Origin of the sequence: Hydrogenophaga sp. UC242_50 (assembly GCF_042697355.1) — a bacterium.
Taxonomy (GTDB): domain Bacteria; phylum Pseudomonadota; class Gammaproteobacteria; order Burkholderiales; family Burkholderiaceae_C; genus Hydrogenophaga.
This window is the reverse complement of sequence record NZ_CP170553.1, coordinates 870,536-890,228: the sequence shown is the minus strand read 5'-3', so window position 1 is coordinate 890,228 and position 19,693 is coordinate 870,536. Positions and strand designations below refer to the sequence as shown.

The 19,693-nt window shown below is 68.6% G+C and carries 20 protein-coding genes and 1 pseudogene; 5 read left to right on the top strand and 16 right to left on the bottom strand.

What is annotated here, in order from left to right:
• Positions 1–125 precede the first annotated feature (125 nt).
• The 3 genes from ACFJGX_RS04625 to ACFJGX_RS04615 form a co-directional block, all read right to left on the bottom strand.
• Entirely contained in the window at positions 126–965 is an 840-nt protein-coding gene (locus tag ACFJGX_RS04625) for a GNAT family N-acetyltransferase (protein ID WP_382322527.1), read from the bottom strand.
• Complete coding sequence (locus tag ACFJGX_RS04620; RefSeq protein ID WP_382322528.1) at positions 952–2,007, bottom strand: NAD-dependent epimerase/dehydratase family protein; 1,056 nt, start codon at positions 2,005–2,007, stop codon at positions 952–954. The genes ACFJGX_RS04625 and ACFJGX_RS04620 overlap by 14 nt, the downstream gene beginning before the upstream one ends.
• A 129-nt stretch (positions 2,008–2,136) precedes the next feature.
• The gene (locus tag ACFJGX_RS04615; protein WP_382322529.1) at positions 2,137–2,784 is read right to left on the bottom strand and encodes a TetR/AcrR family transcriptional regulator; all 648 of its coding nucleotides are present in this window, start codon (positions 2,782–2,784) and stop codon (positions 2,137–2,139) included.
• A 110-nt stretch (positions 2,785–2,894) separates the two neighbouring features.
• On the opposite strand from ACFJGX_RS04615, the gene ACFJGX_RS04610 reads away from it, so the two are divergent.
• Together ACFJGX_RS04610 and ACFJGX_RS04605 are read left to right on the top strand one after the other, a co-directional pair.
• Positions 2,895–3,494 (top strand): type IV toxin-antitoxin system AbiEi family antitoxin domain-containing protein, encoded by a 600-nt coding sequence (locus ACFJGX_RS04610; RefSeq protein ID WP_382322530.1) that lies wholly within the window; start codon positions 2,895–2,897, stop codon positions 3,492–3,494.
• Entirely contained in the window at positions 3,491–4,393 is a 903-nt protein-coding gene (locus ACFJGX_RS04605; RefSeq protein WP_382327851.1) for a nucleotidyl transferase AbiEii/AbiGii toxin family protein, read from the top strand. Before ACFJGX_RS04610 ends, ACFJGX_RS04605 begins: the two co-directional genes overlap by 4 nt.
• Before the next feature lie 13 nt (positions 4,394–4,406).
• Here ACFJGX_RS04605 and ACFJGX_RS04600 read toward each other — a convergent pair whose 3' ends face one another.
• From ACFJGX_RS04600 to ACFJGX_RS04590, 3 genes are read right to left on the bottom strand one after another with little or no spacing between them, the layout of a single operon-like run.
• Positions 4,407–5,507 carry a nucleoside hydrolase gene (locus ACFJGX_RS04600; RefSeq protein ID WP_382327849.1) on the bottom strand — a complete coding sequence of 367 codons (1,101 nt, stop codon included), beginning with the start codon at positions 5,505–5,507 and terminating at the stop codon, positions 4,407–4,409.
• A gap of 6 nt (positions 5,508–5,513) precedes the next feature.
• Positions 5,514–6,494 carry a Bug family tripartite tricarboxylate transporter substrate binding protein gene (locus tag ACFJGX_RS04595; RefSeq protein ID WP_382327847.1) on the bottom strand — a complete coding sequence of 327 codons (981 nt, stop codon included), beginning with the start codon at positions 6,492–6,494 and terminating at the stop codon, positions 5,514–5,516.
• A gap of 9 nt (positions 6,495–6,503) precedes the next feature.
• On the bottom strand, positions 6,504–7,592 hold the full coding sequence (locus ACFJGX_RS04590) for an adenosine deaminase (protein ID WP_382322532.1): 1,089 nt from the start codon (positions 7,590–7,592) through the stop codon (positions 6,504–6,506).
• Positions 7,593–7,735: 143 nt separating this feature from the next.
• On the opposite strand from ACFJGX_RS04590, the gene ACFJGX_RS04585 reads away from it, so the two are divergent.
• Complete coding sequence (locus ACFJGX_RS04585) at positions 7,736–8,644, top strand: LysR family transcriptional regulator (protein WP_382328604.1); 909 nt, start codon at positions 7,736–7,738, stop codon at positions 8,642–8,644.
• Here the strand turns inward: ACFJGX_RS04585 and ACFJGX_RS04580 are convergent.
• Both ACFJGX_RS04580 and ACFJGX_RS04575 read right to left on the bottom strand, forming a co-directional pair.
• On the bottom strand, positions 8,631–9,590 hold the full coding sequence (locus ACFJGX_RS04580; protein WP_382322534.1) for a Bug family tripartite tricarboxylate transporter substrate binding protein: 960 nt from the start codon (positions 9,588–9,590) through the stop codon (positions 8,631–8,633). The genes ACFJGX_RS04585 and ACFJGX_RS04580 overlap by 14 nt on opposite strands.
• A gap of 190 nt (positions 9,591–9,780) precedes the next feature.
• Positions 9,781–10,392: pseudogene (locus tag ACFJGX_RS04575) on the bottom strand (Bug family tripartite tricarboxylate transporter substrate binding protein); the annotation flags it as partial.
• Between ACFJGX_RS04575 and ACFJGX_RS04570 the strand changes: the two are divergent.
• Complete coding sequence (locus ACFJGX_RS04570; RefSeq protein WP_382327845.1) at positions 10,283–10,507, top strand: hypothetical protein; 225 nt, start codon at positions 10,283–10,285, stop codon at positions 10,505–10,507. The pseudogene ACFJGX_RS04575 and the gene ACFJGX_RS04570 sit on opposite strands and share 110 nt — an antisense overlap.
• Before the next feature lie 141 nt (positions 10,508–10,648).
• On the opposite strand, the gene ACFJGX_RS04565 is transcribed toward ACFJGX_RS04570, so the two are convergent.
• Genes ACFJGX_RS04565 through ACFJGX_RS04550 form a run of 4 tightly spaced genes read right to left on the bottom strand, consistent with a single transcriptional unit; the run spans position 10,649 to position 13,827 of the window.
• Positions 10,649–10,852 carry a hypothetical protein gene (locus ACFJGX_RS04565; protein ID WP_382322536.1) on the bottom strand — a complete coding sequence of 68 codons (204 nt, stop codon included), beginning with the start codon at positions 10,850–10,852 and terminating at the stop codon, positions 10,649–10,651.
• Complete coding sequence (locus ACFJGX_RS04560) at positions 10,849–12,435, bottom strand: FAD-dependent oxidoreductase (protein WP_382322537.1); 1,587 nt, start codon at positions 12,433–12,435, stop codon at positions 10,849–10,851. Before ACFJGX_RS04560 ends, ACFJGX_RS04565 begins: the two co-directional genes overlap by 4 nt.
• 19 nt (positions 12,436–12,454) lie before the next feature.
• Positions 12,455–13,264 (bottom strand): alpha/beta fold hydrolase, encoded by an 810-nt coding sequence (locus ACFJGX_RS04555; RefSeq protein WP_382327843.1) that lies wholly within the window; start codon positions 13,262–13,264, stop codon positions 12,455–12,457.
• Positions 13,265–13,272: 8 nt separating this feature from the next.
• Positions 13,273–13,827, bottom strand: a complete 555-nt coding sequence (locus ACFJGX_RS04550) for a cupin domain-containing protein (protein WP_382322539.1) — start codon at positions 13,825–13,827, stop codon at positions 13,273–13,275.
• Positions 13,828–13,943: 116 nt separating this feature from the next.
• Here ACFJGX_RS04550 and ACFJGX_RS04545 point away from each other — a divergent pair, with 116 nt between their 5' ends.
• Positions 13,944–14,864, top strand: coding sequence for a LysR family transcriptional regulator (locus ACFJGX_RS04545; protein WP_382322540.1), 921 nt, complete (start codon positions 13,944–13,946; stop codon positions 14,862–14,864).
• Here ACFJGX_RS04545 and ACFJGX_RS04540 read toward each other — a convergent pair.
• The 4 genes from ACFJGX_RS04540 to ACFJGX_RS04525 form a co-directional block, all read right to left on the bottom strand.
• Positions 14,857–16,410, bottom strand: coding sequence for a M48 family metallopeptidase (locus ACFJGX_RS04540; protein WP_382327841.1), 1,554 nt, complete (start codon positions 16,408–16,410; stop codon positions 14,857–14,859). The genes ACFJGX_RS04545 and ACFJGX_RS04540 overlap by 8 nt on opposite strands.
• 82 nt (positions 16,411–16,492) lie before the next feature.
• A complete protein-coding gene (locus ACFJGX_RS04535; RefSeq protein WP_382322542.1) occupies positions 16,493–16,786 on the bottom strand; it encodes a hypothetical protein in 294 nt (97 codons plus the stop codon).
• Positions 16,787–16,881: 95 nt separating this feature from the next.
• Complete coding sequence (locus ACFJGX_RS04530) at positions 16,882–18,321, bottom strand: CHASE2 domain-containing protein (RefSeq protein ID WP_382322543.1); 1,440 nt, start codon at positions 18,319–18,321, stop codon at positions 16,882–16,884.
• A 229-nt stretch (positions 18,322–18,550) separates the two neighbouring features.
• A complete protein-coding gene (locus tag ACFJGX_RS04525; protein ID WP_382322544.1) occupies positions 18,551–19,126 on the bottom strand; it encodes an NYN domain-containing protein in 576 nt (191 codons plus the stop codon).
• Between the last annotated feature and the right edge of the window lie 567 nt (positions 19,127–19,693).

The following is a 19,693-nucleotide window of genomic DNA, read 5'->3' as shown; positions in this document are numbered from 1 at the left end:
GCGCGCTGGCGGCGCACGTCGAGCTGGCGCTGCGCGTTGAGCGCGAGCGGGTGCGCGGGAATGGCCAGGCCCCGGCGCAGCAGCGCGCGGGTGTGTTCGACTTGGGAGGCAGTGAGGCTCATGGTTCAACCAAATTCGGGACCGGCCAATACGAACAGGCGGTCGTTGACAGAGGCGATGGGGGCGGCGCCGAGCGACATGCGCACGAAGGCGCGCTGGCGCGCGAAACCGGCCTGCTCCAGCCAGGCGCGCAGCGCGGCCCAGCGTTCGGGCACATCGAGGAACACGCGGCCGCTGGCGCCGGCCAGCGCGGCCTGCAGCAGCGAGAGCGCCGAGCTTTCGTCGTCGGCCACCAGCGGGCCAATCTGCGTGGCGCGGCGGCCTTCGCGGGCGATCACGAAACCGGTGCGCGCCGGCGACAGGCCCACGCGCGTGCCGGCACGTTGCAGGAAGTCGGTCAGCAGAAAGCCCCGGCCACAGCCGTTGGCCTGGGCGTCGAGCGCCGACACCGTGGCGGCATCGGCCGGCGGCGCGGGGCGCGGCGCGGCGGCGGCATCGGCGACCGTGCCTTCCCAGCGCGCGAGCGCGAAACCGTCCTCGAAACCGATGCGCAGGTAGGCCTGTTGCCCGGCGGGCGTGGCGTCCAGCACCGGCGTGGCGCCGAGCGAGCGCAGGTGCGCCACGCAGCGCGCCATCAGCGCGGTGGCCAGGCCCTGGTGCCGCCACGCAGGGTTCACCAGCACCATGGAGACCCAGCCGATGCCACCTTCATACGGCAGCGCGGCGGCCGTCGCCACCAGCGGGCCCGCATCGCCATCGCGCAGGCCGAAGACGCGGCCCTGCGTGATGAACAGGCGCCAGTCGTCGGCGGTCTGGTTCCAGCCCGCGGCGTCCGACAAAGCGAGGCCCTCCGGCACATCGTCCGGACCGAGGATGACCGAGGTCAGTGCCTCAGAAGGCGCCATCCCGGACCTCGAACTTGGTCGGCTTGCCGTGCGCCGGCTGCTCGCGCTTGACCCAGTCGGCCACCCAGTCGAGCATGGCGCCCAGCGGCACCAGCGGGTAACCGAACAGCTTGCCCGCCAAAGTGGTGTCCGACAGCAGCGCGGTGGCCGCCTCCTGCCCGCTCACCTGCGCCTTCACGCCCAGGCGCGCGGCGAACTCGTCCACCAGCCAGCGCACCGAGAGCGTTTCCGGCCCGGTGCAGTTCACCGGCGTGGCCGGCACCGTGCAGTGGCGCAGGCAGCGCAGCACCTGCGCGTTCGCATCGCCCTGCCAGATCACGTTCACGTGGCCCATGGTCACGTCCACCGTCTCGCCGCGGTGCACCTTGGAGGCGATGTCGTACAGCACGCCGTAGCGCATGTCGATCGCGTAGTTGAGCCGGAAGATGCGGCCCGGCGTGCCGTGCTGACCCGAGAAGTACTCGAACATGCGCTCGCGCCCGATGCACGACTGCGCGTACTCGCCCAGCGGTGCGGGCGGCGTCTTCTCGCTCGCGCCCTGGCGGCCCACCGTGGTCAGCGGGTAGATGTTGCCGGTGGAGAAGCCGACGATGCGCGACTCGCGGAAGGTGTCGGCCACCAGGGCCGGCACGTGGGTGTTCATGGCCCAGGTCAGGGCCTGGTTGTCCTTGGCGCCGAACTTGTGGCCGGCCGCGAAGACGATGTTGGGCACGCGCGGCAGCGCCTCGATGGCGGCGCGGTCCAGCAGGTCGGCGGCGATGGTCTCGATGCCCCAGGCTTCCATGCGCTGGCGCACGGCGGGGTCGCTGAAACGCGCCACGCCGATCACGCGCTTGTGCGGCGCGGCGTTCTTGGCCAGGCGCGCGAGCGTGGGGCCCATCTTGCCGGCCACGCCCAGGATCATGATGTCGCCGTCCACCTGCGCCAGGTCGTCGATCAGGGCCTGGCTCGGCCGCGACAGGAATTCCTCCAGCGCCTCGACCGACTCGAAACGAGCCGGCAGCTGCGCGGGATCCAGCAGTGTGACAACGTTGCCTGACATGGCATGACCCTTTTCTCAAACGCGATGGGATGAGCATATGGGCGTGTCAACTTCGTGTCAACCGTTTGGTTGAAATCGGGACAAAGGGTTTGCCCGGATGCGTTCGCGCCCTCGAATGGTGCGGTGGAATCAGGCGCGCAGACCGGCCATGGCGAAGGCCACGACGTGCGCGCGGTAGGCGCCCACCGCGTCGGCCGACGAGAGATCGCGGCTGAAGATGGACGACAGGGTCAGGCGGTTGGAGAAGAAGAAATACGACATGCCGGCGACCGAGATGTAGAGCTCCACCGGGTCGATGCCACGGCGGAACACGCGCGCGCGGATGCCGCGCGCCAGGGTCTTGGCGATGAGCTCGATCAGCGGCGAATTGGTGTCGCGGATCGCGCTGGAATCGCGCACATGCCGCGCGCCTTGCGCGTTCTCGTGGTTGAGCAGGCCGATGAAGTCGGGGTGCTCGGCGAGGTAGTCGAACGAGAAACCGATCAGCCTGGCCATCGCCTCCTCGGGCTGCATGTCGCCCAGCTTCAGGCTGCGTTCCTGCGTGCGGATCTCGGTGTAGACCACCTCGAGCGCGGCGCGGTAGAGGTCTTCCTTGCTGCCGAAGTAGTAGTAGATCAGCTGCTTGTTGACGCCGGCGCGGGCCGCGATCTCGTTGACGCGCGCGCCCGTCAGCCCCTTGGCGGAAAACTCCGCGCGGGCCGCCGCGAGGATGGCCGAACGGGCGGCGCTGCTGTCGGCATCGGTGGGGCTGGAAGCGGAAGCGCGGCGTGGTGGCATCGTGGTCTGCGGCTGGCTGTGCGGTGGGGCGGATTATGTGCACGGTCTCTCGTTAGGTTGAAAATCGCATCACTTGAACAAAAGTAATGCAAATATTAAACTCATACTTCATGAACCAGTCTGACCACATCCTCGAACTGGCCCGGCACCGGCGTGTGCTGCGGGCCGCGGACGTGCGCGAGCAGGGTTGGTCGCCACAGCTTCTGATCCGGCTTCACCACGCAGGCAAGCTGCAACGGTTCGCGCGGGGCCTGTACGGGCTGCCCGACGCCGACATCACCGAACATCAAACGCTGATCGAGGTCTGCCAGCGTGTGCCAAAGGCCGTGCTGTGCCTGCTGACTGCGCTGCAATTCCATGAGATCGGCACGCAACTGCCGCACGATGTGTGGATCGCGCTGCCCGAGGCAACGCAGGCACCGGTGCTGAGCTACCCGACGCTGCGCATCACGCGCCTGCGGGGCGCCGCGTACAGCGAGGGCATCCAGACCGTGATCGACCACGGGACGCCCATCCGCGTGTACAGCGCGGCCAAGACGGTGACCGACTGCTTCAAGTTCCGCAACAAGATCGGCCTGGACGTGGCGCTGGAGGCACTGAAAGACGCCTGGCGCACCCGCAAGGTCACCATGGCCGAGCTGAGCCACTTTGCCAAAATCAACCGGGTGGAGCGTGTCATGCAGCCCTACCTGGAGGCGGTGACGCAATGACCGGCAACCGCTCGGCATCCATCCTGGCCCGGCTGCTGACGCTCGCCAAACAGCGCGGTGATGACTACAACCTGCTGCTCAACCGGTTTGGCACGGAGCGCCTGCTGGCTCGCATCAGCCTGTCTCCCCATGCCGACCGCTTCCTGCTCAAAGGCGCCCTGCTCTTTGCGCTGTGGTACGACACCCCGCACCGCCCGACAAGGGACGCCGACCTGCTGGGCTTCGGCCCCGACGATGAGGCCAACCTGATCGCCACCTTCCGCGAAGTCGCCGCCATGGACCTGGGCGACGGCATGGTGTTCGACCCCGACTCCGTGAAGGCCGATGCCATTCGCGAAGACAACACCTACGGCGGCACCCGCATCCGGCTGGTGGCACGCCTGGGCTCCGCGCGCTGCGCCCTGCAGATCGACGTGGGCTTCGGTGATGCCGTGACGCCGGGACCGCAGACCGTGGCGTACCCCACCTTGCTGGGGGACTTTCCAGCCTCCATGCTGCGGGTGTATCCGGTCTACACCGTGATCGCCGAGAAGTACCAGGCCATGGTGATGCTGGGGCAGGCGAACAGCCGCATGAAGGACTTCTTCGATCTCGCGGTGATTGCCCGGCGCACGGAACTGGAGGGCGCCACGCTGGCCGCAGCCATCGCCGCCACCTTTGCCCGGCGCCAGACGGCACTGCCGACCGAGCGGCCCTTGGCACTGACCCGGCAGTTCAGCGAAGACGGCGCCAAGCTGCGCCAGTGGCAGGCCTTCCTGAGCAAGAACCGCATCGCGGCAGCCAGCCTTGGAGACACCGTCGCGTTGCTGGATGACCTGCTGCTGGCACCCACCGAGGTCGCCGCCGCCCACAGTCAGGCAACGGCCACCTGGCGCCCTGAAGCCTCACGGTGGGTATGAGCAGCGGGTCCGGTCAAGGCAAACGCGCGATCTGTTTTTCGAGCAGGCGGTAGAAGCCGTCGATGTCCACCGCGTTGACCCACAGCGTGTTGGCCTTGCGCTTGGTGTAGCCGCGGAAGTCCACCACGGTGGCGCCGCTGGTGAATTCGCCCCGGGTCTCGATGTCCACCGGCACGCGCGCGCCCTTGAACAGCTCGGGCTGCAGCAGGTAGGCGATGACGCAGGGGTCGTACATCGGGCCCACCTTCACACCCCGGCGGCGCATGGCGTAGTCCATGGCCGAGTCCAGGATGTCGGCGACCACCTTGCCGGCGTTGTTGCCCATCTGGCGGAAGGGCGCGATGCGCTCGGGCGTGACGAGCACGCGCCGCGCGGCGTCGTGCGAGATCGCCGTGACCGGCACGCCGCTGCGGAACACCACCGACGCGGCCTCCGGGTCGGCGTACAGGTTGAAGGTGGCGGCCGGCGTGATGTTGCCGCCCACGCCCCACGAGCCACCGAGCACCACCACCTCGCTGATGGCGGCCTTGATGTCCGGCGCCATGTTGAGCGCGGCGGCGATGTTGGTCAGCGGGCCCAGGCCCACCACCACCACGCTGGCGGGCGCGGCGGCGCGCAGGGTGCTGATGAGGTAGTCCACCGCGTGGCCGGGCGCGAGCGGGCCGCGCGGCTCGTGCAGCGTGGGGCCGTCCAGGCCGGTCTTGCCGTGCACGTCGTCGGCGAAGATGGGGTCGCGGATCAGCGGCCGGGGGTAGCCGGCGTACACCGGCACCTCGGTGCGCCCGGCCCAGTCGCGCACGCGGCGCGTGTTCTTCTCGGTCACGCTCAGGGGCATGTTGCCCACCGAGACGGTGAGCGCGCGCACGTCCAGCCGCTCGGGCGCGGCCAGCGCGAAGAGCAGCGCGATGGCGTCGTCCTGGCCCGGGTCGGTGTCGATGATCACGGTGCGTTTCGTCGCCGGAATGGCTGGCAGCTGCTGCGCCGCCACGCCCAGCAGCACCTGGGTCTGCGCGTCCTGCGCGAACGCGGGCAGCAGGCCGGTGGCGGCCACGCCGGCCAGGGCCAGCGAACCGGTGGAAAGAAAACCGCGACGGGAAGCCAGGTCGATGGGCATGTTGTTTCAGTCCTTCAGGTTGAGGGTGGGCACCAGCTTCTGGTTGCGCGCGAATTCGGCCTGGGCAAAGCCGCCCAGCGCCTCGGGGGATCCGCTGCCCGGCAGGGCGCCCTGCTCGGCGAGGCGGGCGCGCACGTCGGGGTCTTTCAGCGCGTCGTTGAGCGCTTCGTTGAGCTTGCTCACGATGGCGCCGGGCGTGCCCTTGGGCGCGAAGATGCCGGTCCAGGTGAGCACGTCGTAGCCCTTGAGGCCGGGCATCTCGTCGAAGGTGGGCACGTCGGGCAGCGAGGCGATGCGCTGCTTGCCGGTCACGCCCAGCGCCTTGAGGCTGCCGGCGCGCACGTGGGGAATGCTGCTCGCGCTGACCAGCATCGCCAGGTCCACCTGCTTGCCCATCACGTCGTTGGCGATCTGCGCGCCGCCCCGGTAGGGCACGTGCGTGACGAAGATGCCCGAGCGCTGCTTGAGCTGTTCCATGGCGAGGTGCAGCACGGTGCCCACGCCCGAGGTGGCGTAGGTGTATTTGCCGGGCTCGGCCTTGGCGAGCTTGACGAAGTCGGCGTAGCTCTTGATCGGCAGGTCGGTGCGCGCCACCAGCAGCATGGGCGCGGTGTTGAGCATGCCCACGGGCACCAAGTCCTTGAGCGGGTCGAAGCGGTAGGCCGCCGGGTTGGCCAGCTTGCCGATGGCGATGGCGCTGTCGGGACCGGCCACCAGGGTGTAGCCATCGGGCGCGGCGTTCACGGCTTTCTGCAGGCCGATGGCGCCGCCGGCGCCGGCCACGTTCTCGATCACCACGGTCTGGTTGAGGCGCTCGCCCAGTTTGGTGGCGACCTGGCGGGCGATGAAGTCCACGCTGCCGCCGGCCGTGAACGGCACGATCAGCGTCACCGGTTTGGCCGTGGGCCAGGCGGGGCCCTGGGCGTGGGCCGAGAAGGCCAGCAGCAGCGAGGCGGCGAGGACGAGGCTTGAGCGTTCGTGGGCCATGGGGGTCTTTCAGGTGGGGATGGAAGCGGAAGAAAAAGAAGCGGCGCGCAGTGCGTCGAACTCGGCGGACCACTCGGTGCGCCAGCGGCGGCGCTGCGTGTCGTCGATCCACGCGCCGTCCAGGCCGTTGTGCATGAAGCCGCGCAGGTCGTCGAGGTGGAAACCGAAGTCGCGCACCATCATGGTCCACGCGCCGGTGGGCGTGACGTGGTGCAGGGTGGGGTCGTCGGTGTTGGGGTGGATGCGCAGGCCCAGGCCGGGCATGCGACGGATCGGGTGGTCCAGCGCCCAGCGCTCGGGCGGCAGCGTGCGCAGGTAGTAGGAGTTGGTGGGCACCACGGTGAACAGCACGCCGCGCCCGGCGCAGTAGCGCGCGAACTCCGGGTCGTCCACCACGGTGTAGCCGTGGTCGATGCGGTCCACCTGCAGCAGTTCCAGGGCGGTGCGCACGTTGGTCCAGGGCATGCCGAACTCGCCCGCGTGCGCGGTGGTCTTGAGGCCGGCGCGCCGCGCGTTCTGGTACGCCTGCGCGAACAGCTCGGGCGGGCGCTCGTTCTCGCGGTAGTCGATGCCGATGCCGATCACCTCGTCGCAGCGGTGCGCGCCGACCCACTCCACCATCTCGGTGGCGGCCTGCGGGCTGGCTTCGCGGTCCACTGCGGCGATGAGGCGGCCCACGATGCCCAGCGGCCGCTCGGCGTCGCGGATGGCCTGCACGATCGCGTCCTGCGCGGCGGCATAGGGAATGCCGGAGACCTGCACCGTGCCGGTGGGGTTCCAGAAGAACTCGGCATAACGCACGTGGTGCGCGGCCGCGTCTTCCAGGTACTCGATGGTGAGGCGGTAGAGGTCGGCCGGGGTGCGCACCAGTTGCGCGTCCAGCGAGCGCAGCACGCGCAGCACGCCCACGGGTTTTTCGCCACGGGTGTAGAAGCCGGCCACTTCTTCGTCCGTCAGCGGCGCGCCGGCGCGGCGGTTCAGCTCGGCGAAGGTGTCGCGCCGCACCGTGCCGAACAGATGGCAGTGCAGCTCCATCTTCGGGATGGCCTGCAGAAAGCGGTCCAGGGCCTGGTCGGCCGGGTCGGTCGTGGGGGGCATGCGGCCAGTCTAGGCAGGCGTGCTTGATAAGAGAAGTTTTAAGTTTCTATAATTTCATTCATCCGATTTATCACCAGGCCGCCGTGGAAAACCCCGCCATCCGCGCGCTCACGCTGCGCCACCTGCAGTTCTTTTCCGTGCTGATGCAGGAAGGCCACTTCGGCCGCGCGGCCAAGCGGCTGGCCATCACGCAGCCGGCGCTGAGCAACGCCATCAAGCAGATGGAGAAGCTGCTGGGCGCGCAGCTGCTCACGCGCAACACCCACCGGCTGGAGATCACGCCGCTGGGCACCGAGGTGCTGGCGCGCACCGACTTTCTCGTCAACACCGTGGACCTGGCCCTGCAGGACATCCACCACGTGGTGCAGCGCGGCCGCGCGCTGGTGCGCGTGGGCGTGATCCCCTCGGCCAGCACGCGGCTGGCGGCGGCGGTCAACGCCTTCAAGCCCACGGGCGGGCCGGCGGTGGAATTCGTCTGGCGCGACGCGCCCTCCACCGTGCTGCTGCAGGAGGTGCGCGAAGGCCGGCTGGACCTGGCCCTGGCCGCCATCACCGAGCCGCCGGGCGGCCTCACCTGCATCGACCTCTTTCAAGACCCGCTGGTGCTGGTGGTGCGGCGCGACCACCCCTTGGCGCGCGAGGGCAAGGCGAGCTGGAAGGCCATCGGCCATGAACGCCTGGTGCTGTTCGAAAGCGGCAGCATGCCCGCCCTGGGCGAGCCGGCGCGCGCGCAGTTCGGCCAGCAGGGCGCGCAGGCGCCGTACCACGTGCGTTACTCGGAAACGCTGTACGCCCTGGTGCGCGGCGGCATGGCGCTGGGCCTCATGCCCCAGCTCTACACCACCTCGCTGCACGACCCCGAGCTGGCCGTGCTCGCGCTGCAGGACCCGCGCATCGAACGCCGCGTGGTGCTGGTCTACCGGCCCGGCCCCATGCGCAACGCGGCGGCGAAAGACTTCATCGACTTCCTGCGCGAGCACCTCACCCAGCCGAAGAAGCCGAAGGTGAGGCGCTTCACGCGCAAGGCCGGACCGAAGCTCAGTCCAGGCTGACGTTGGCCGCCTTGGCCACCGCGCTCCAGTCCGCCCCCTCGGCCTTGATGACCGCCGCCGTCTCCTCGGGGCTGCGCCCGGTCACGTGCAAACCCTGCGCGTCCAGGCTCTTCTGGAACTCGGGGTCCGAGGTGATGGCCTTGATTTCGGCGGACAGCCGCGCGATCACCGCCGGCGGCGTGCCCGTGGGCGCGTACAGGCCGATCCACGCGTTGCGCGCGGTGCCCAGGCCCTGGTTCTTCAGCAGCGGCACACCGGCGAAGCGCGGCGACGGCGTGTCACCCAGCACGGCCAGCGCGCGCAGCTTGCCCGCGTCGATGTGCTGCGCCACCAGCGAGTACGACAGGCTCGACACCTGCACCTGGTCGCCCAGCAGGCCGTTGAGCGCGGGCCCACCGCCCTGGTAGGGCACGTCCACGATGCGCGCGCCCAGCTTCTCGTTGACCTGCGCCATGAACAGGTGCGACGAGCTGCCGATGCCGAAATGGCCCCAGTTCAGCTTGCCCGGGTGGGCGCGGTCGTACTGCACCAGCTCCTGGATGCTGCGGATCGGCAGGCCCGCGCTCACCACCACGGCGGTGTCGATGCGGCTGATCTCCGAGATCGGCGCGAAATCGCCCACCGCGTACGGCAGCTTCTTGTAGATCGCGGGGTTGATCACCAGCGTGTCGCTCAGCAGGATACACAGCGTGTGCCCGTCGGGCGCGGCGGACTTGCAGGCGTTGGCGCCGATGATGCCGTTGCCGCCCGCGCGGTTCTCCACCATCACCGGCTGGCCGAGCTGTTTCGAGAGCCGGTCGCTCACGCGCCGCGCCACGAGATCCACCGGGCCACCGGCCGCGAGCGGCACGATCACCTTCACGGCGCGGCTCGGGTAGGCGGTCTGCGCGCCGCAGGTGCCGGCGAACAGGGCCAGCGCGAGGGTCAGGAAAGCACTTGTCTTCATGGCTCAGTCCCCTCAGTCCAGTTGAATGCCGGTCTGGCGCACCAGCTCGCCCCAGACCTCGCGGTCCTTCTTCAGGAAGGCGGCGAACTCTTCCGGTGTCTGCGCGCGGGTGCGCATGGCCGATGGTCTGGTTCTGCTCGCGCATGGCGGGGGTCTGCATCGCGGCGGTGATCTGCGCGTTGAGCTTGTTGACGATGCCGCGCGGCGTGCCGGCCGGCGCCATGAGGCCGAACCAGGTGAAGGTGCCGGGGTCGCCCACGCCGGCCTCGGTCAGCGTCGGCACCTCGGGCAGCTGCGCGGAGCGCGTGGGCGCCAGCACCGCCAGGGCGCGCATCTTGCCGGCCTTGGCCTGCGCCACGATGCCGGGGTTGCCCACCGACACGTAGAGCACCTGGATGTCGCCCGTGAGGAAGGCCTGCATCATCGGGCCGAAGCCGTTGAAGGGCACGTGCAGCAGGTCGGTCTTGGTGGCGCGCTTGAGCCACTCCATGGTGAGGTGCGTGTCCGAGCCGTTGCCGAACGATCCGTAGGCCAGCTTGCCCGGGTGCTTCTGCGCGTGCGCGATCAGCTCCTTCATGCTGTTCACCGGCACCGAGGGCGAGACGAGGAAGACCATGTCCGGCACCACCAGCGGCGTGACCGCCTCGAAGTCCTTCGCGGCGTCGTAGGGCAGCTTGCGGTAGAGGTGCGGGTTGATCGACAACGAACTGCCGCTGACCACGCACAGCGTGCTGCCGTCGGGCGGGGCCTTGGCGCAGGTGTCGGTGCCGATGATGGTGTTGGCGCCGGGCCGGTTCTCCACCACGAAGGAGGGGCCGTTCTTCTCGGTGAGGATCTGGCTCAGCAGCCGCGTCACCACGTCGGGCGCGCCGCCCGCGCCCAGCGGCACGATGAGGCGCACGGGCTTGGTGGGGTAGGCTGCCTCGGGCTGTGCCCAGGCGGGGGCCGCGCAGGCCAGGGCCAGCGCGCCGACCGCCAGGCGGCCCAGGCCCATCCAGCTTGTCGTTGTCTTCATGTCTCTTGTCTCCTTGTTATCAAAAATCCGGAACAGGGTTCGCCTAGCCCGAGAGGTGCCGGCCCGCGCGCTGAATGCGATCGGCCAGCAGGCCGGCCGGCGCGCCGGCGGCCAGCAGGATGACCAGCTTGGTCAGGAACAGCTCGCGCTGCGGCGCGGGCACCTGGTCGATCGCGCCGGCGAGGTCGACGAAATCGCGTTCGGCAAAGGTGGCCGAAGAAGAGGCGTTGTCGGTGGTGGTGCTCATTGCAGTTCCTCGGTGCGGGCGGCGCACAGGGCGATGTTCAGGGCTTCGTCCACCTGCTCGGGCGTGGCCTCGCGCCAGCGCGCGGCCACCCGGTTGTCGGGGCGGACGAGATAACAGCTGCCCGGGCGCGCGTCGAACAGCCGGCCCACGGTGCTGTCCGCCTCGAAGCCCAGCACCTGCAGCGGCAGGGCGGCGAAGCGCGCGGCGTCGGTGAAAGCGATCAGCGTGAAGCGCGGGCCGAAGCGGTCGTACAGGCGTTCGCCCGCCGCGCCGACCACGGCATCGGGCACCAGCGCGCCTGGGCGGCAGGCGGGCCCGAAGTCGCCGCCGGCGTCCGCCGTGTTGAGCTGGCTGTCGGTGCAGTCGTGCGGCGGCGTGGCGTAGGGGTCGAACAGGTTGCCCAGGAAGTTCTCGCTCAGCGAGAGCGAGAGGATCGCCTCGCGCACCAGCGCAATGCCCGGCGAGGGCGTGGTGATGAAGATGGTGGTGCGCGTGAGCTCAGCCAGCGTGGCCAGCAGCGCGCCCCGGCGCTCCTGCGTGTACGAGTCCAGCAGCTGCGGGTCGGACACGCCCTGGACCACGCGCGCCAGCTTCCAGGCCAGGTTGTGCGCGTCTTCGTAACCGTGGTTCACGCCGCGCCCGCCGAAGATCGGCACCTGGTGCGCCGCGTCGCCCGCGAACAGCACGCGCCCCGTGTTGTAGGTGGGCAGCGACACCGCGTTGGCCTTGTAGACCGAGGTCAGCACCAGCTCGTAGTTCGGCTCGATGCCCATCAGCTCGAAGTGCGCGCGGATGCGCGCATGCACCTGCGCGGGCTGCATCTCGGTCTCGGCGTCCTGGTCGTCCATCAGCTGGAAGTCCAGCCGCCACATGTCGAACGGCGCCTTGTGCATCAGCACCGTCTTGCCCGGCAGGTAGGGCGGGCTGAAGAACAGGCGCCGGCCTTCGGGCAGCGGCTCCTTGCAGAGGATGTCGTTGATGACGAAGCGCTGCGAATACGAGGTGCCCTCGTAGTCGATGCCCACGCTGCGCCGTGTGAGGCCGCGCGGGCCGTCGGCCGCCACGAGGTAGGCCGCGTCCAGCGTGCAGGCGCCCTCGGGCGTGGACACCGAGAGCCGCACCCCCTCGTCGCCCGCCTCGATCTGCGTCACCGTGTGCTGGTAGCGCACGTCCGACAGGCCGCTGGCCAGCAGCTCGTCGAGCAGCAGCTGTTCCATCCAGCACTGCTGCAGGTTGGTCTGGCCGTGTTTCTCGTGCGGCGGCGAGGCGATGTTCATCGAATGCACCTCCTGGCGGCCATAGAAGGTCCAGCCGGCCGACCAGGTGAGCGACTTCTCGAGCACGCGCTCGCCCACGCCGAGCTGGTCCAGGATCTGCATCGAGCGCCGGCTCATGGCCAGCGCGCGGCTGCCCTTGGAAATCGTGTCGCGCGCTTCGAGCACCACGGTGCGCACGCCCTCGCGGGCCAGGCCGAGCGCGGTGGCCAGGCCGACGGGGCCGGCGCCCACGATCACCACCTCGGCCGATGCGTTGTCCAGGCTGGCGAGCGGTTGGAGCGGCAGGGTTTGCCAGTTGAAATACATGGGAGGTTCTCTTTCTCTCTCAACGAAGAAAAGCGAGCAGGGCCCGGTTGAAGGCCTCGGGCTGCTCCAGGTTGCTCAGGTGGCCGGCGCGCTCGATGCGCGCGTGCGCCACGCCAGGGATGCGCGCCAGCAGCTGGCGCGTGACCGGCTCGGGGTACACGCGGTCCTGGTCCGAGGTGATCACCAGCGTGGGGCAGGCGATCTGCTCCAGGCGGTCGCCCCGGTCCTGCCGCGTAGAGGCGACCAGCACCGCCAGGTAGTTCTTCAGGCGGATGCGCTGCATCGCCTCGGCCGCGCTGCGCAGCGCCTCGGGCGCGGCGTCGGGCGCGCACATGGCGCGGGCCTGGTCCATGCCGAAACTGGCCGGCACCTGCCCACCCTGAAACGCCGCCGAGCGCTCGGCGATGAAGCGGTCCACCTCGTCGGCCCCCATCGCGTCAAAACCCGGGCTGCTGTTTGCCAGCACCAGCGAGGCCACGCGCTCGGGGTGGCGCAGCGCCAGCGAGCGCGCCACGCGGCTGCCCATGGACAGGCCCACCAGGTGCGCGCGCGGCACCTGGAAATGGTCCAGCACCGCCAGCAGGTCGGCGCCGAAATCGCGGTGAAAGTCCAGCGCGCCTTCAATGTCGCCGCTGCCGCCGTAGCCGCGCAGGTCCACGCTGGCGGCGGTGAAGCCCTGCTGCGCCAGCGCCTTCATCTGCGCCCGCCAGGTGTGGCGGTCACCGCCCATGCCGTGCACCATGAGCACCAGCGGCCCCTGGCCGGCCACGCTCACCGCCAGGTGCGGCGACGGCGGCGTGCGCGCCACGGTGATCGTCTGCGAGTCCATGGCCCGGCTCAGCCCCGCGCCGGCAGGGCCAGCGCGTCGATCAGCACAAACGCCACCGAGGCCGGCGCCGCCGTGCGGTTGCTCCAGCCGTGGCTGGTGCCGCGCTGCACCAGCACGTCGCCGGTTTTCAGCAGCGTCTCGCCCTCGTCCATCACCGCCCAGATCTCGCCCGAGAGCACGATGGCGTAATCCACCGACGCGGTGGTGTGCATGCCCACCGTCTTGCCCTTGCGGGTGGCCGAGCCGGCCAGGTCGTGGCCCATCGCGGCGAAGGCCGCGTGCTCGTCCCAGCCGTCCATGTAGCCCGCGTCGGGCGGGAACTGCACCACGCGGAACACGCTGCCGCCGGCGGGCGGGGCCAGCGTCACGTCCCCGCAGGGTTCGGCGGCGTCGCTGTTGTCGGCGGGGGTGCGAAAGGTTTTCCAGAGGTCCGTCACCACCGGGCCGGTGGCCGTCGTCCTCAACACGAACGGCGAAGCGCCGTCCTGCACGATCACCGAGCGGCCCGCCGCGTCGTGACCCGTCACCACACGGCGCACCGCGCCGAGCTTGTCTGTAGCCATGGTCTGTCTCCTTGAGCCGCGATGGTAGGGACGGCGCCGGATATGCGATACATGAGAATCGACATGGCAGTTCAACGACAATCGTTGAACTCGAACCCGACCCCGATGGAGCCCGCATGGACCTGAAACTGGTGGACTGTTTTCTGCGCGTGGTCGAAGCCGGCAGCATCAACAAGGCCGCGCTCGACATGGAGATCACCCAGCCCGCGCTCTCGCGCCGGCTCAACGCGCTCGAGCACGACCTCGGCATCCAGCTGCTGGTGCGCGAAGCGCGCGGCGTGAAACTCACCGAAGCCGGCACCCTGCTCTACAACGGCGCGCGGCCCCTGCTGCGCCAGGCCGAGCTGCTGCGCGACGAGCTCGGGCGCGAGGCGCGCACGCAGGTCTCCATCGGCCTGCCGTTCTCCATGCACCGGCTCATCACCGCGCCCTTTGCCGCCGCCGAGATCCAGCAGCGCTCGGCCGTGTCGCTGCGCATCTACGAAGGCTTCATCCACCACCTTCGCGAGTGGCAGCACCAGGGCCTGGTGGACGTGGCCATCATGGACTTCGAGGAAGGCAGCTCACCGCTGCACGACCAGACCCCGCTGGTGCGCGAGCCCCTGCTGCTGGTGGGCCCGGTGGACGCCGGCCTGCGCCCCGACCGCCCCGCCAGCGCCGAGAAGCTGGGCGCGTGCAAGCTCATCCTGCCGGGGCGGCCCAACCTCGTGCGCAAGAGCGTGGACGCCTACCTGAAACGCCACGGCCAGAAGTTTCGCCGCGCGGCCGACGCGGAGACCCTGCAGCTCTGCCTGTCGCTCGTGAAAGACGGGCTGGGCTACACCGTGATGCCCTACTGCGCGATGCACGACTTCCCGCAGATGAGCGAACTCAGCGCCACGCCCATCAAGGGCCTGACCATCACCTGGTCGCTCTACGTGAGCCAGGCGCGCCGCCACAGCGCGGGCGTGCGCTCCACCGCGTTGAGCCTGCAGCGCATGATGCTCGGCTTGGTCGAGCGCGGCGAGTGGCCGCTGGCGCAGGCGGTGGCTACTTGAAGAAGCGCTCCATCAGGCCTTCCTTCTTGATCTTGTCCGTGCGGTCCTGCTGCTTCTGCTCGGCCGGGCTCATGGCGGCCTGGTTGCAGCGCGCGGCCGCGCGTGGGAAGTCCTTCGCGCACACCTGGGCGCGGCGCTTGGCTTCGTCCCAGCCCTTGGTTTCGCCGTAGAAGCGCACGGCATACGGCATGGCTTCCTCGGCCCGGCTGAAGTACGCCAGGCCCTGGTCCACCACGCGTTGCGCGGCGGGCACCTGGCGGTTGTCCTTCAGCTTGCTGCTGCGCTCCTTGTAGGTGATCCAGGCGCGGTCGGCCTCGGCGTTGAAGTTCGCTTCCAGCATCTGGCTGGGGTCGGCCGGGCGCGGGGTGCGGGGTGCCGGCGGCGCTTCGTTGGTGCGCACGTACAGCGCGAACAGGGGCACGGCGTGCGAGGCCGTGGGCGCCGCCACCGCCTTGCGCGCGGTTTCGAGCGCGTCCGGCGCGTTCGGGGCGTCGATCACCTTGAAGGCCAGCGCGTAGTTGCGCAGCAGGTTCGCGGTGTTGCGCTCCTGGCGCGCGGCGTCCAGCGGCTTCTTCTTGGCCTCCCGCTCCACGGCGATCGCCGGGAAGGCGGCGGCGGTTTCCGCCATCGCGTCCAGCCGCTTGAGGGTGGACGGGTGCGAGCCGGCCACCTTCTCGAAGCCCTTGGTGAGCTCGAAGGACAACTGGCTGGCCGCGGCGGCCACCTCACCCTGCGCGGCGGCGCCGGTAGCGGCAATGCCCTGGTTCAGCGGGTTGTTGGCCGCCGCACCGGGCCGGGGAGCCGGCGCGGTGGCGGCCTGCGCGCGGATCGCGGCCAGCAGGGCTTCCTGCTGCAGTTTCTCGCGCTTCTCCTGCTCGTCTTCCCAGGTGGCCAGCCGCTCCAGGAACGCCTTGATCCCGTGCTCGTAGGAATACCCGAGCTTGTGCGTGAGGCTGAGGCTGAAACGGTCCGCCGCGCTCTCTTCGGACTGGCTGTAGATGGTGGTCACCAGCCCGCGCCCGAGCGTGTAGGTGGTGAGCAGCGTGTCCACCTTGTTCCAGCGCGCCGCCTCGCCGGTCTTGAGCGTCAGGCCCACGCCCAGCCCGAGCACCGAGGTCACGGTGTCGGCGTCGGCCACCGCGCTTTCCAGCTGGTGGTAGTGCAGGTAGATGTGCGCGAACTCGTGGCTGAGCAGGGCGACAAGTTCGTCTTCGCTCTCCATGTCGGTCAACCACGACAGCGAGATGTAGATGTTGCCGGCGCCGGTGGCATAGGCGTCGAGCGCGTGGCTGGCCAGCACGTGCACGCCGCCGGGCCAGTTGGGCACGCCGGCGGCGGTCTTGATGCGCTTGAGCAGGCCGTTCAGGTAGCGCTGCAGCTCGGGGGCGTTGACCAGCCCGAAACCGCGGGCGCGCTGGTTGAGCACGTCTTGCCGCACGTCGGGCCAGGTGCGCGCCACCGGCGGCGGCAGTTCGGCCAGCGGGTTGCTGGGCCCCGAACCGCGGATCTGGGATATGACGGGCAGCGAGGCAATGCTCTGCGGCATGGTCTCGCAGCCGGCCAGCAAGCCCACCGCGAGCAAAGCCGCTGCCAATGCGGGTGCGCCACCACCCGGAAGCCGGCGACGGTCAGCACGCATTCTTGCCGGCTCCGGGGGTGCTGGTGGTCTGCGTGGTGGGCGCGATGCGGGCGGTGGTGCAGCCGGCCGAACTCCCCCGGCTGATGCGCACCTGCGGCCCTCTCACCCAGTAGTCTTTTCCTTTGTAGTTCACCCGGTGATGGCCCGCCTTGGTCTCCAGCACGTTCATCGGCAAGTCGGCCAGCGTGGCTCGCGTGTCCGTGCCCGAGTCGCCCACGTTGTTGTACAGATCCAGGGTGGTCTGGTTGCTGGGCATCAGGCCCACGATTTGGGACTGCGCCACAGCCCATGGGCTGGCGAAGACCGCGAAAAGACCGATTGCAATGACCTGATTTTTCAAGAGACACCTCGCCTGAAATCTCAAAACAATGGGTGAATTCACATGGAAGGCGTTGCCCGCCTGGGCCGCGCAGTGGGCTCGAACAGAAAGTTCTTCAACCGCCGGACCACGTCCAACCCCTCGGCCACCAGCGTCATGCCCACCAGCTCCGCCACCGGCACCATCCCGATCCGAAAAACTTTTTGTAACAACGCGATCAGAATCATGGCGGCAATGGTCTGCAGCGTCAATCGAACGATCCAGCCCAGCCCCTTCAAAAGCCGCGGGGTGGCCCATTTGGCCCATTCAGGCGATGCCCGGTAGCGCCTGCGCCAACGCTGAAAGTCCGGAAACGCATGGAGGTGGCGCCAGAACGCCCACACCCGGCGCCGCACCAGGTTCCACAGCAGGTGGATCAGAAAGACCACGGCCACCACCACCAGGGACGGCAGGAACAGCTCCTTGCGCGAGGGCTTGTCCCATTCGGCGCTGACCAGGTACCGGTCGCCAAAAGTCAGGAAATTGTCCAGCGCCATGGCGTGCACGTGAATCCCGGGCAGCAGCCCGTGCACGGGCGAGTGAACAAAGTCGTTGTAGCCCGGCACGTTCGCCCCCACCATGACGAACTTGTCCTTCAGGTGGGCATTGATCTCCACCGGGTTCATGACATTCAACTGGTCCATCGACAAGGTGGCGTGGTAAGGGCACAGCGGCAGCTTGTGCTCGGGCTCCCAGAGTTTGCGCAACACCCCGGGAATCAGGCGCGACCAGCTCGGCTCACCCCGGACGCAGTTCTTCAGGGTCGCGGCGCGCTGCTCCTTGGCCGAGTTGAGGCCCCACACCAGCGCCATCGGGCCCACCTCCGGGCCCAGTTTCTTGTCCAGCTGGGCCATGGCCAGGGCGGCGCTGCGGTAGGTGGGATCCCCCGGGCCGCCTGGGCCGTGGTGCCAACCCTCGACGGTGCGGTGGCGGCTCAGCTCGTAAGTCCAGGCCAGGCCGTCGAGCGGATCGGGGAAATAGTCCACCCCCACCAGGGTGGCGCACGCCGCCATGCCCTTGTCATTCATGAGTTCCTTGCGCACCGCCAACGGTGTGATCCCGTTGGACGGCAGCGCCGCCAGAAACACCGGGACCGCATGCTCCTTCTTCTTCGGGTTCTGGATCTCGCACAGCGCTTCGGCCAGTTGCGAGATCGTCTTGTCGTCTCGCACCTGGCCGAACGTGATGTCCAGAAAAATGGCCTTGGGCAGCGCGTTCGTGTCTGCCACCAGGCGCTTGAGGTTGCTGGCGTGCTCCCCGTAGCTGATGGGCCAGGCGCTGCCCGTGCCGGTGAGAAATTCTTCGTCGTACAGAAGAACGGTGATCTGGTCGCGGGCTTGCGAGGGATAACTCCATTGCGCGGTGAGCGGCGCCTGGGCCCGGGCGAGGAAGCGCGTCAACACCGCGCCCTTGGCATTCAATGCATCGCCGATCGCCAGAAAGACGATCGACACCAGCATGAGCATCACGACCGACAGCAAAAGAATGGGCCACCGTGGGCAGCGCCATTGCTTGCTGTTGTCGCAAAAACTCAAGGCCTCCTTCAGCCACTGAAAGCGCGCTTGCTCACCCACATCAGCCCCCCGCCCAATGCCATGCGATCAGCCATGATCAAGGGCCGCGCCGCGAATTGCAAGCAAATGTATGCAGCGCGCGATGCGCGGCCTGCGGGCCCGGGGGGCGCGCCGGCTAGGGGCGCGGCAGCGGTGCGGGGGCAAGCCCCTGGCGCATCAGCAGCTCCACGCTGCCGCCGCCTTTCGGCGTGCCGCGGGCGTTGTTGTTCTTGTCGCCATCGCTGCCGTCCAGAAACACGAACTCGTCGCAGGCCGCCACGAAGGCGGGCGAAGCGCTGTGCTGGCCGAAGCCGTAGACCACGTGTCCGTGCTCCTGAATGCGACCCACGAGGCCGACGAAATCGCTGTCGCAAGACGCGATGCAGATGCCGTCCACCCGGCCCCGGTGCAGCCGCTCCATCACGTCCATGATGAGCGCGGCGTCGCTCGCGTTCTTGCCCTGCGAGTAGTGGAACTGCTGCACCGGCCGGATGCCCAGCGGATGCAACCACTTCTTCCAGGAGAGCAGGAAGTCGGTGGTCCAGTCGCCATACGCGCAGCACAGCGTGGGCCTGCCGCGCTGGTTCACCAGCCGCATGAGCTGCTCGGCGTGCTGGCCGCTCACGTTCTCGGCGTCGATGTAGACGGCCAGGCGCGGGCGGCGACGATGGTGGTGGGAGAGATGAGACGAAGAAATGCGGGGATGTTGCATGTGCCTTCCCTATCAGGTGGGTGATACCACCGCCCCCTTTGTGAGAGGGCGGTGGCCCGAACGGGTTGGCATACCGGGACGATTACTCAGGACCGGCGAGCCTCGCGGCTCCCCGTCCGGGCCACCAAAAAAGCGGTAGGCACAGACGGAGATAGCCGCAGCGCGTGAGCGTTGCAGCTATCTCGGTGAGTATTCGTCTTCGGGATGCCAATCCCGGTCGTACTTTCGATGTACGACGCGGTGAGTATAGGGCAGCTTGGCAAGGGAACGATTGAGAGCCTAGGTTGTGATCAACCGCTGGTTATCTCATGATAGATCGCACAGACCAACTAGCAACCCTGCCATTGCCAACTCTTTTAACCATTCTTCACAGCAACAAGATCTATTTCAGAATGGGCCCTTATCTGTTCAGTGGCGGTTCGGGCCCCTCAGCACAGAAAAGCTCCGACGAAATTTCCGCAAGTCACTTTAATGGAATACTCTTGACCTTAAGTAATCAGAAGACATAGTTGGTATGGGAGGAAAACCAAAGAGTCTGAGTTCACTTATTGATAAGCACGAAATTCG

Excerpts from the sequence above, each read along its gene's own strand:
- ACFJGX_RS04625 (WP_382322527.1), bottom strand. The coding sequence starts at position 965 with ATGGCGCCTTCTGAGGCACTGACCTCGGTCATCCTCGGTCCGGACGAT.
- ACFJGX_RS04620 (WP_382322528.1), bottom strand. The coding sequence starts at position 2,007 with ATGTCAGGCAACGTTGTCACACTGCTGGATCCCGCGCAGCTGCCGGCT.
- ACFJGX_RS04615 (WP_382322529.1), bottom strand. The coding sequence starts at position 2,784 with ATGCCACCACGCCGCGCTTCCGCTTCCAGCCCCACCGATGCCGACAGC.
- ACFJGX_RS04610 (WP_382322530.1), top strand. The coding sequence starts at position 2,895 with ATGAACCAGTCTGACCACATCCTCGAACTGGCCCGGCACCGGCGTGTG.
- ACFJGX_RS04605 (WP_382327851.1), top strand. The coding sequence starts at position 3,491 with ATGACCGGCAACCGCTCGGCATCCATCCTGGCCCGGCTGCTGACGCTC.
- ACFJGX_RS04600 (WP_382327849.1), bottom strand. The coding sequence starts at position 5,507 with ATGCCCATCGACCTGGCTTCCCGTCGCGGTTTTCTTTCCACCGGTTCG.
- ACFJGX_RS04595 (WP_382327847.1), bottom strand. The coding sequence starts at position 6,494 with ATGGCCCACGAACGCTCAAGCCTCGTCCTCGCCGCCTCGCTGCTGCTG.
- ACFJGX_RS04590 (WP_382322532.1), bottom strand. The coding sequence starts at position 7,592 with ATGCCCCCCACGACCGACCCGGCCGACCAGGCCCTGGACCGCTTTCTG.
- ACFJGX_RS04585 (WP_382328604.1), top strand. The coding sequence starts at position 7,736 with ATGCAGGAAGGCCACTTCGGCCGCGCGGCCAAGCGGCTGGCCATCACG.
- ACFJGX_RS04580 (WP_382322534.1), bottom strand. The coding sequence starts at position 9,590 with ATGAAGACAAGTGCTTTCCTGACCCTCGCGCTGGCCCTGTTCGCCGGC.
- ACFJGX_RS04565 (WP_382322536.1), bottom strand. The coding sequence starts at position 10,852 with ATGAGCACCACCACCGACAACGCCTCTTCTTCGGCCACCTTTGCCGAA.
- ACFJGX_RS04560 (WP_382322537.1), bottom strand. The coding sequence starts at position 12,435 with ATGTATTTCAACTGGCAAACCCTGCCGCTCCAACCGCTCGCCAGCCTG.
- ACFJGX_RS04555 (WP_382327843.1), bottom strand. The coding sequence starts at position 13,264 with ATGGACTCGCAGACGATCACCGTGGCGCGCACGCCGCCGTCGCCGCAC.
- ACFJGX_RS04550 (WP_382322539.1), bottom strand. The coding sequence starts at position 13,827 with ATGGCTACAGACAAGCTCGGCGCGGTGCGCCGTGTGGTGACGGGTCAC.
- ACFJGX_RS04545 (WP_382322540.1), top strand. The coding sequence starts at position 13,944 with ATGGACCTGAAACTGGTGGACTGTTTTCTGCGCGTGGTCGAAGCCGGC.
- ACFJGX_RS04540 (WP_382327841.1), bottom strand. The coding sequence starts at position 16,410 with ATGCCGCAGAGCATTGCCTCGCTGCCCGTCATATCCCAGATCCGCGGT.
- ACFJGX_RS04530 (WP_382322543.1), bottom strand. The coding sequence starts at position 18,321 with ATGCTGGTGTCGATCGTCTTTCTGGCGATCGGCGATGCATTGAATGCC.
- ACFJGX_RS04525 (WP_382322544.1), bottom strand. The coding sequence starts at position 19,126 with ATGCAACATCCCCGCATTTCTTCGTCTCATCTCTCCCACCACCATCGT.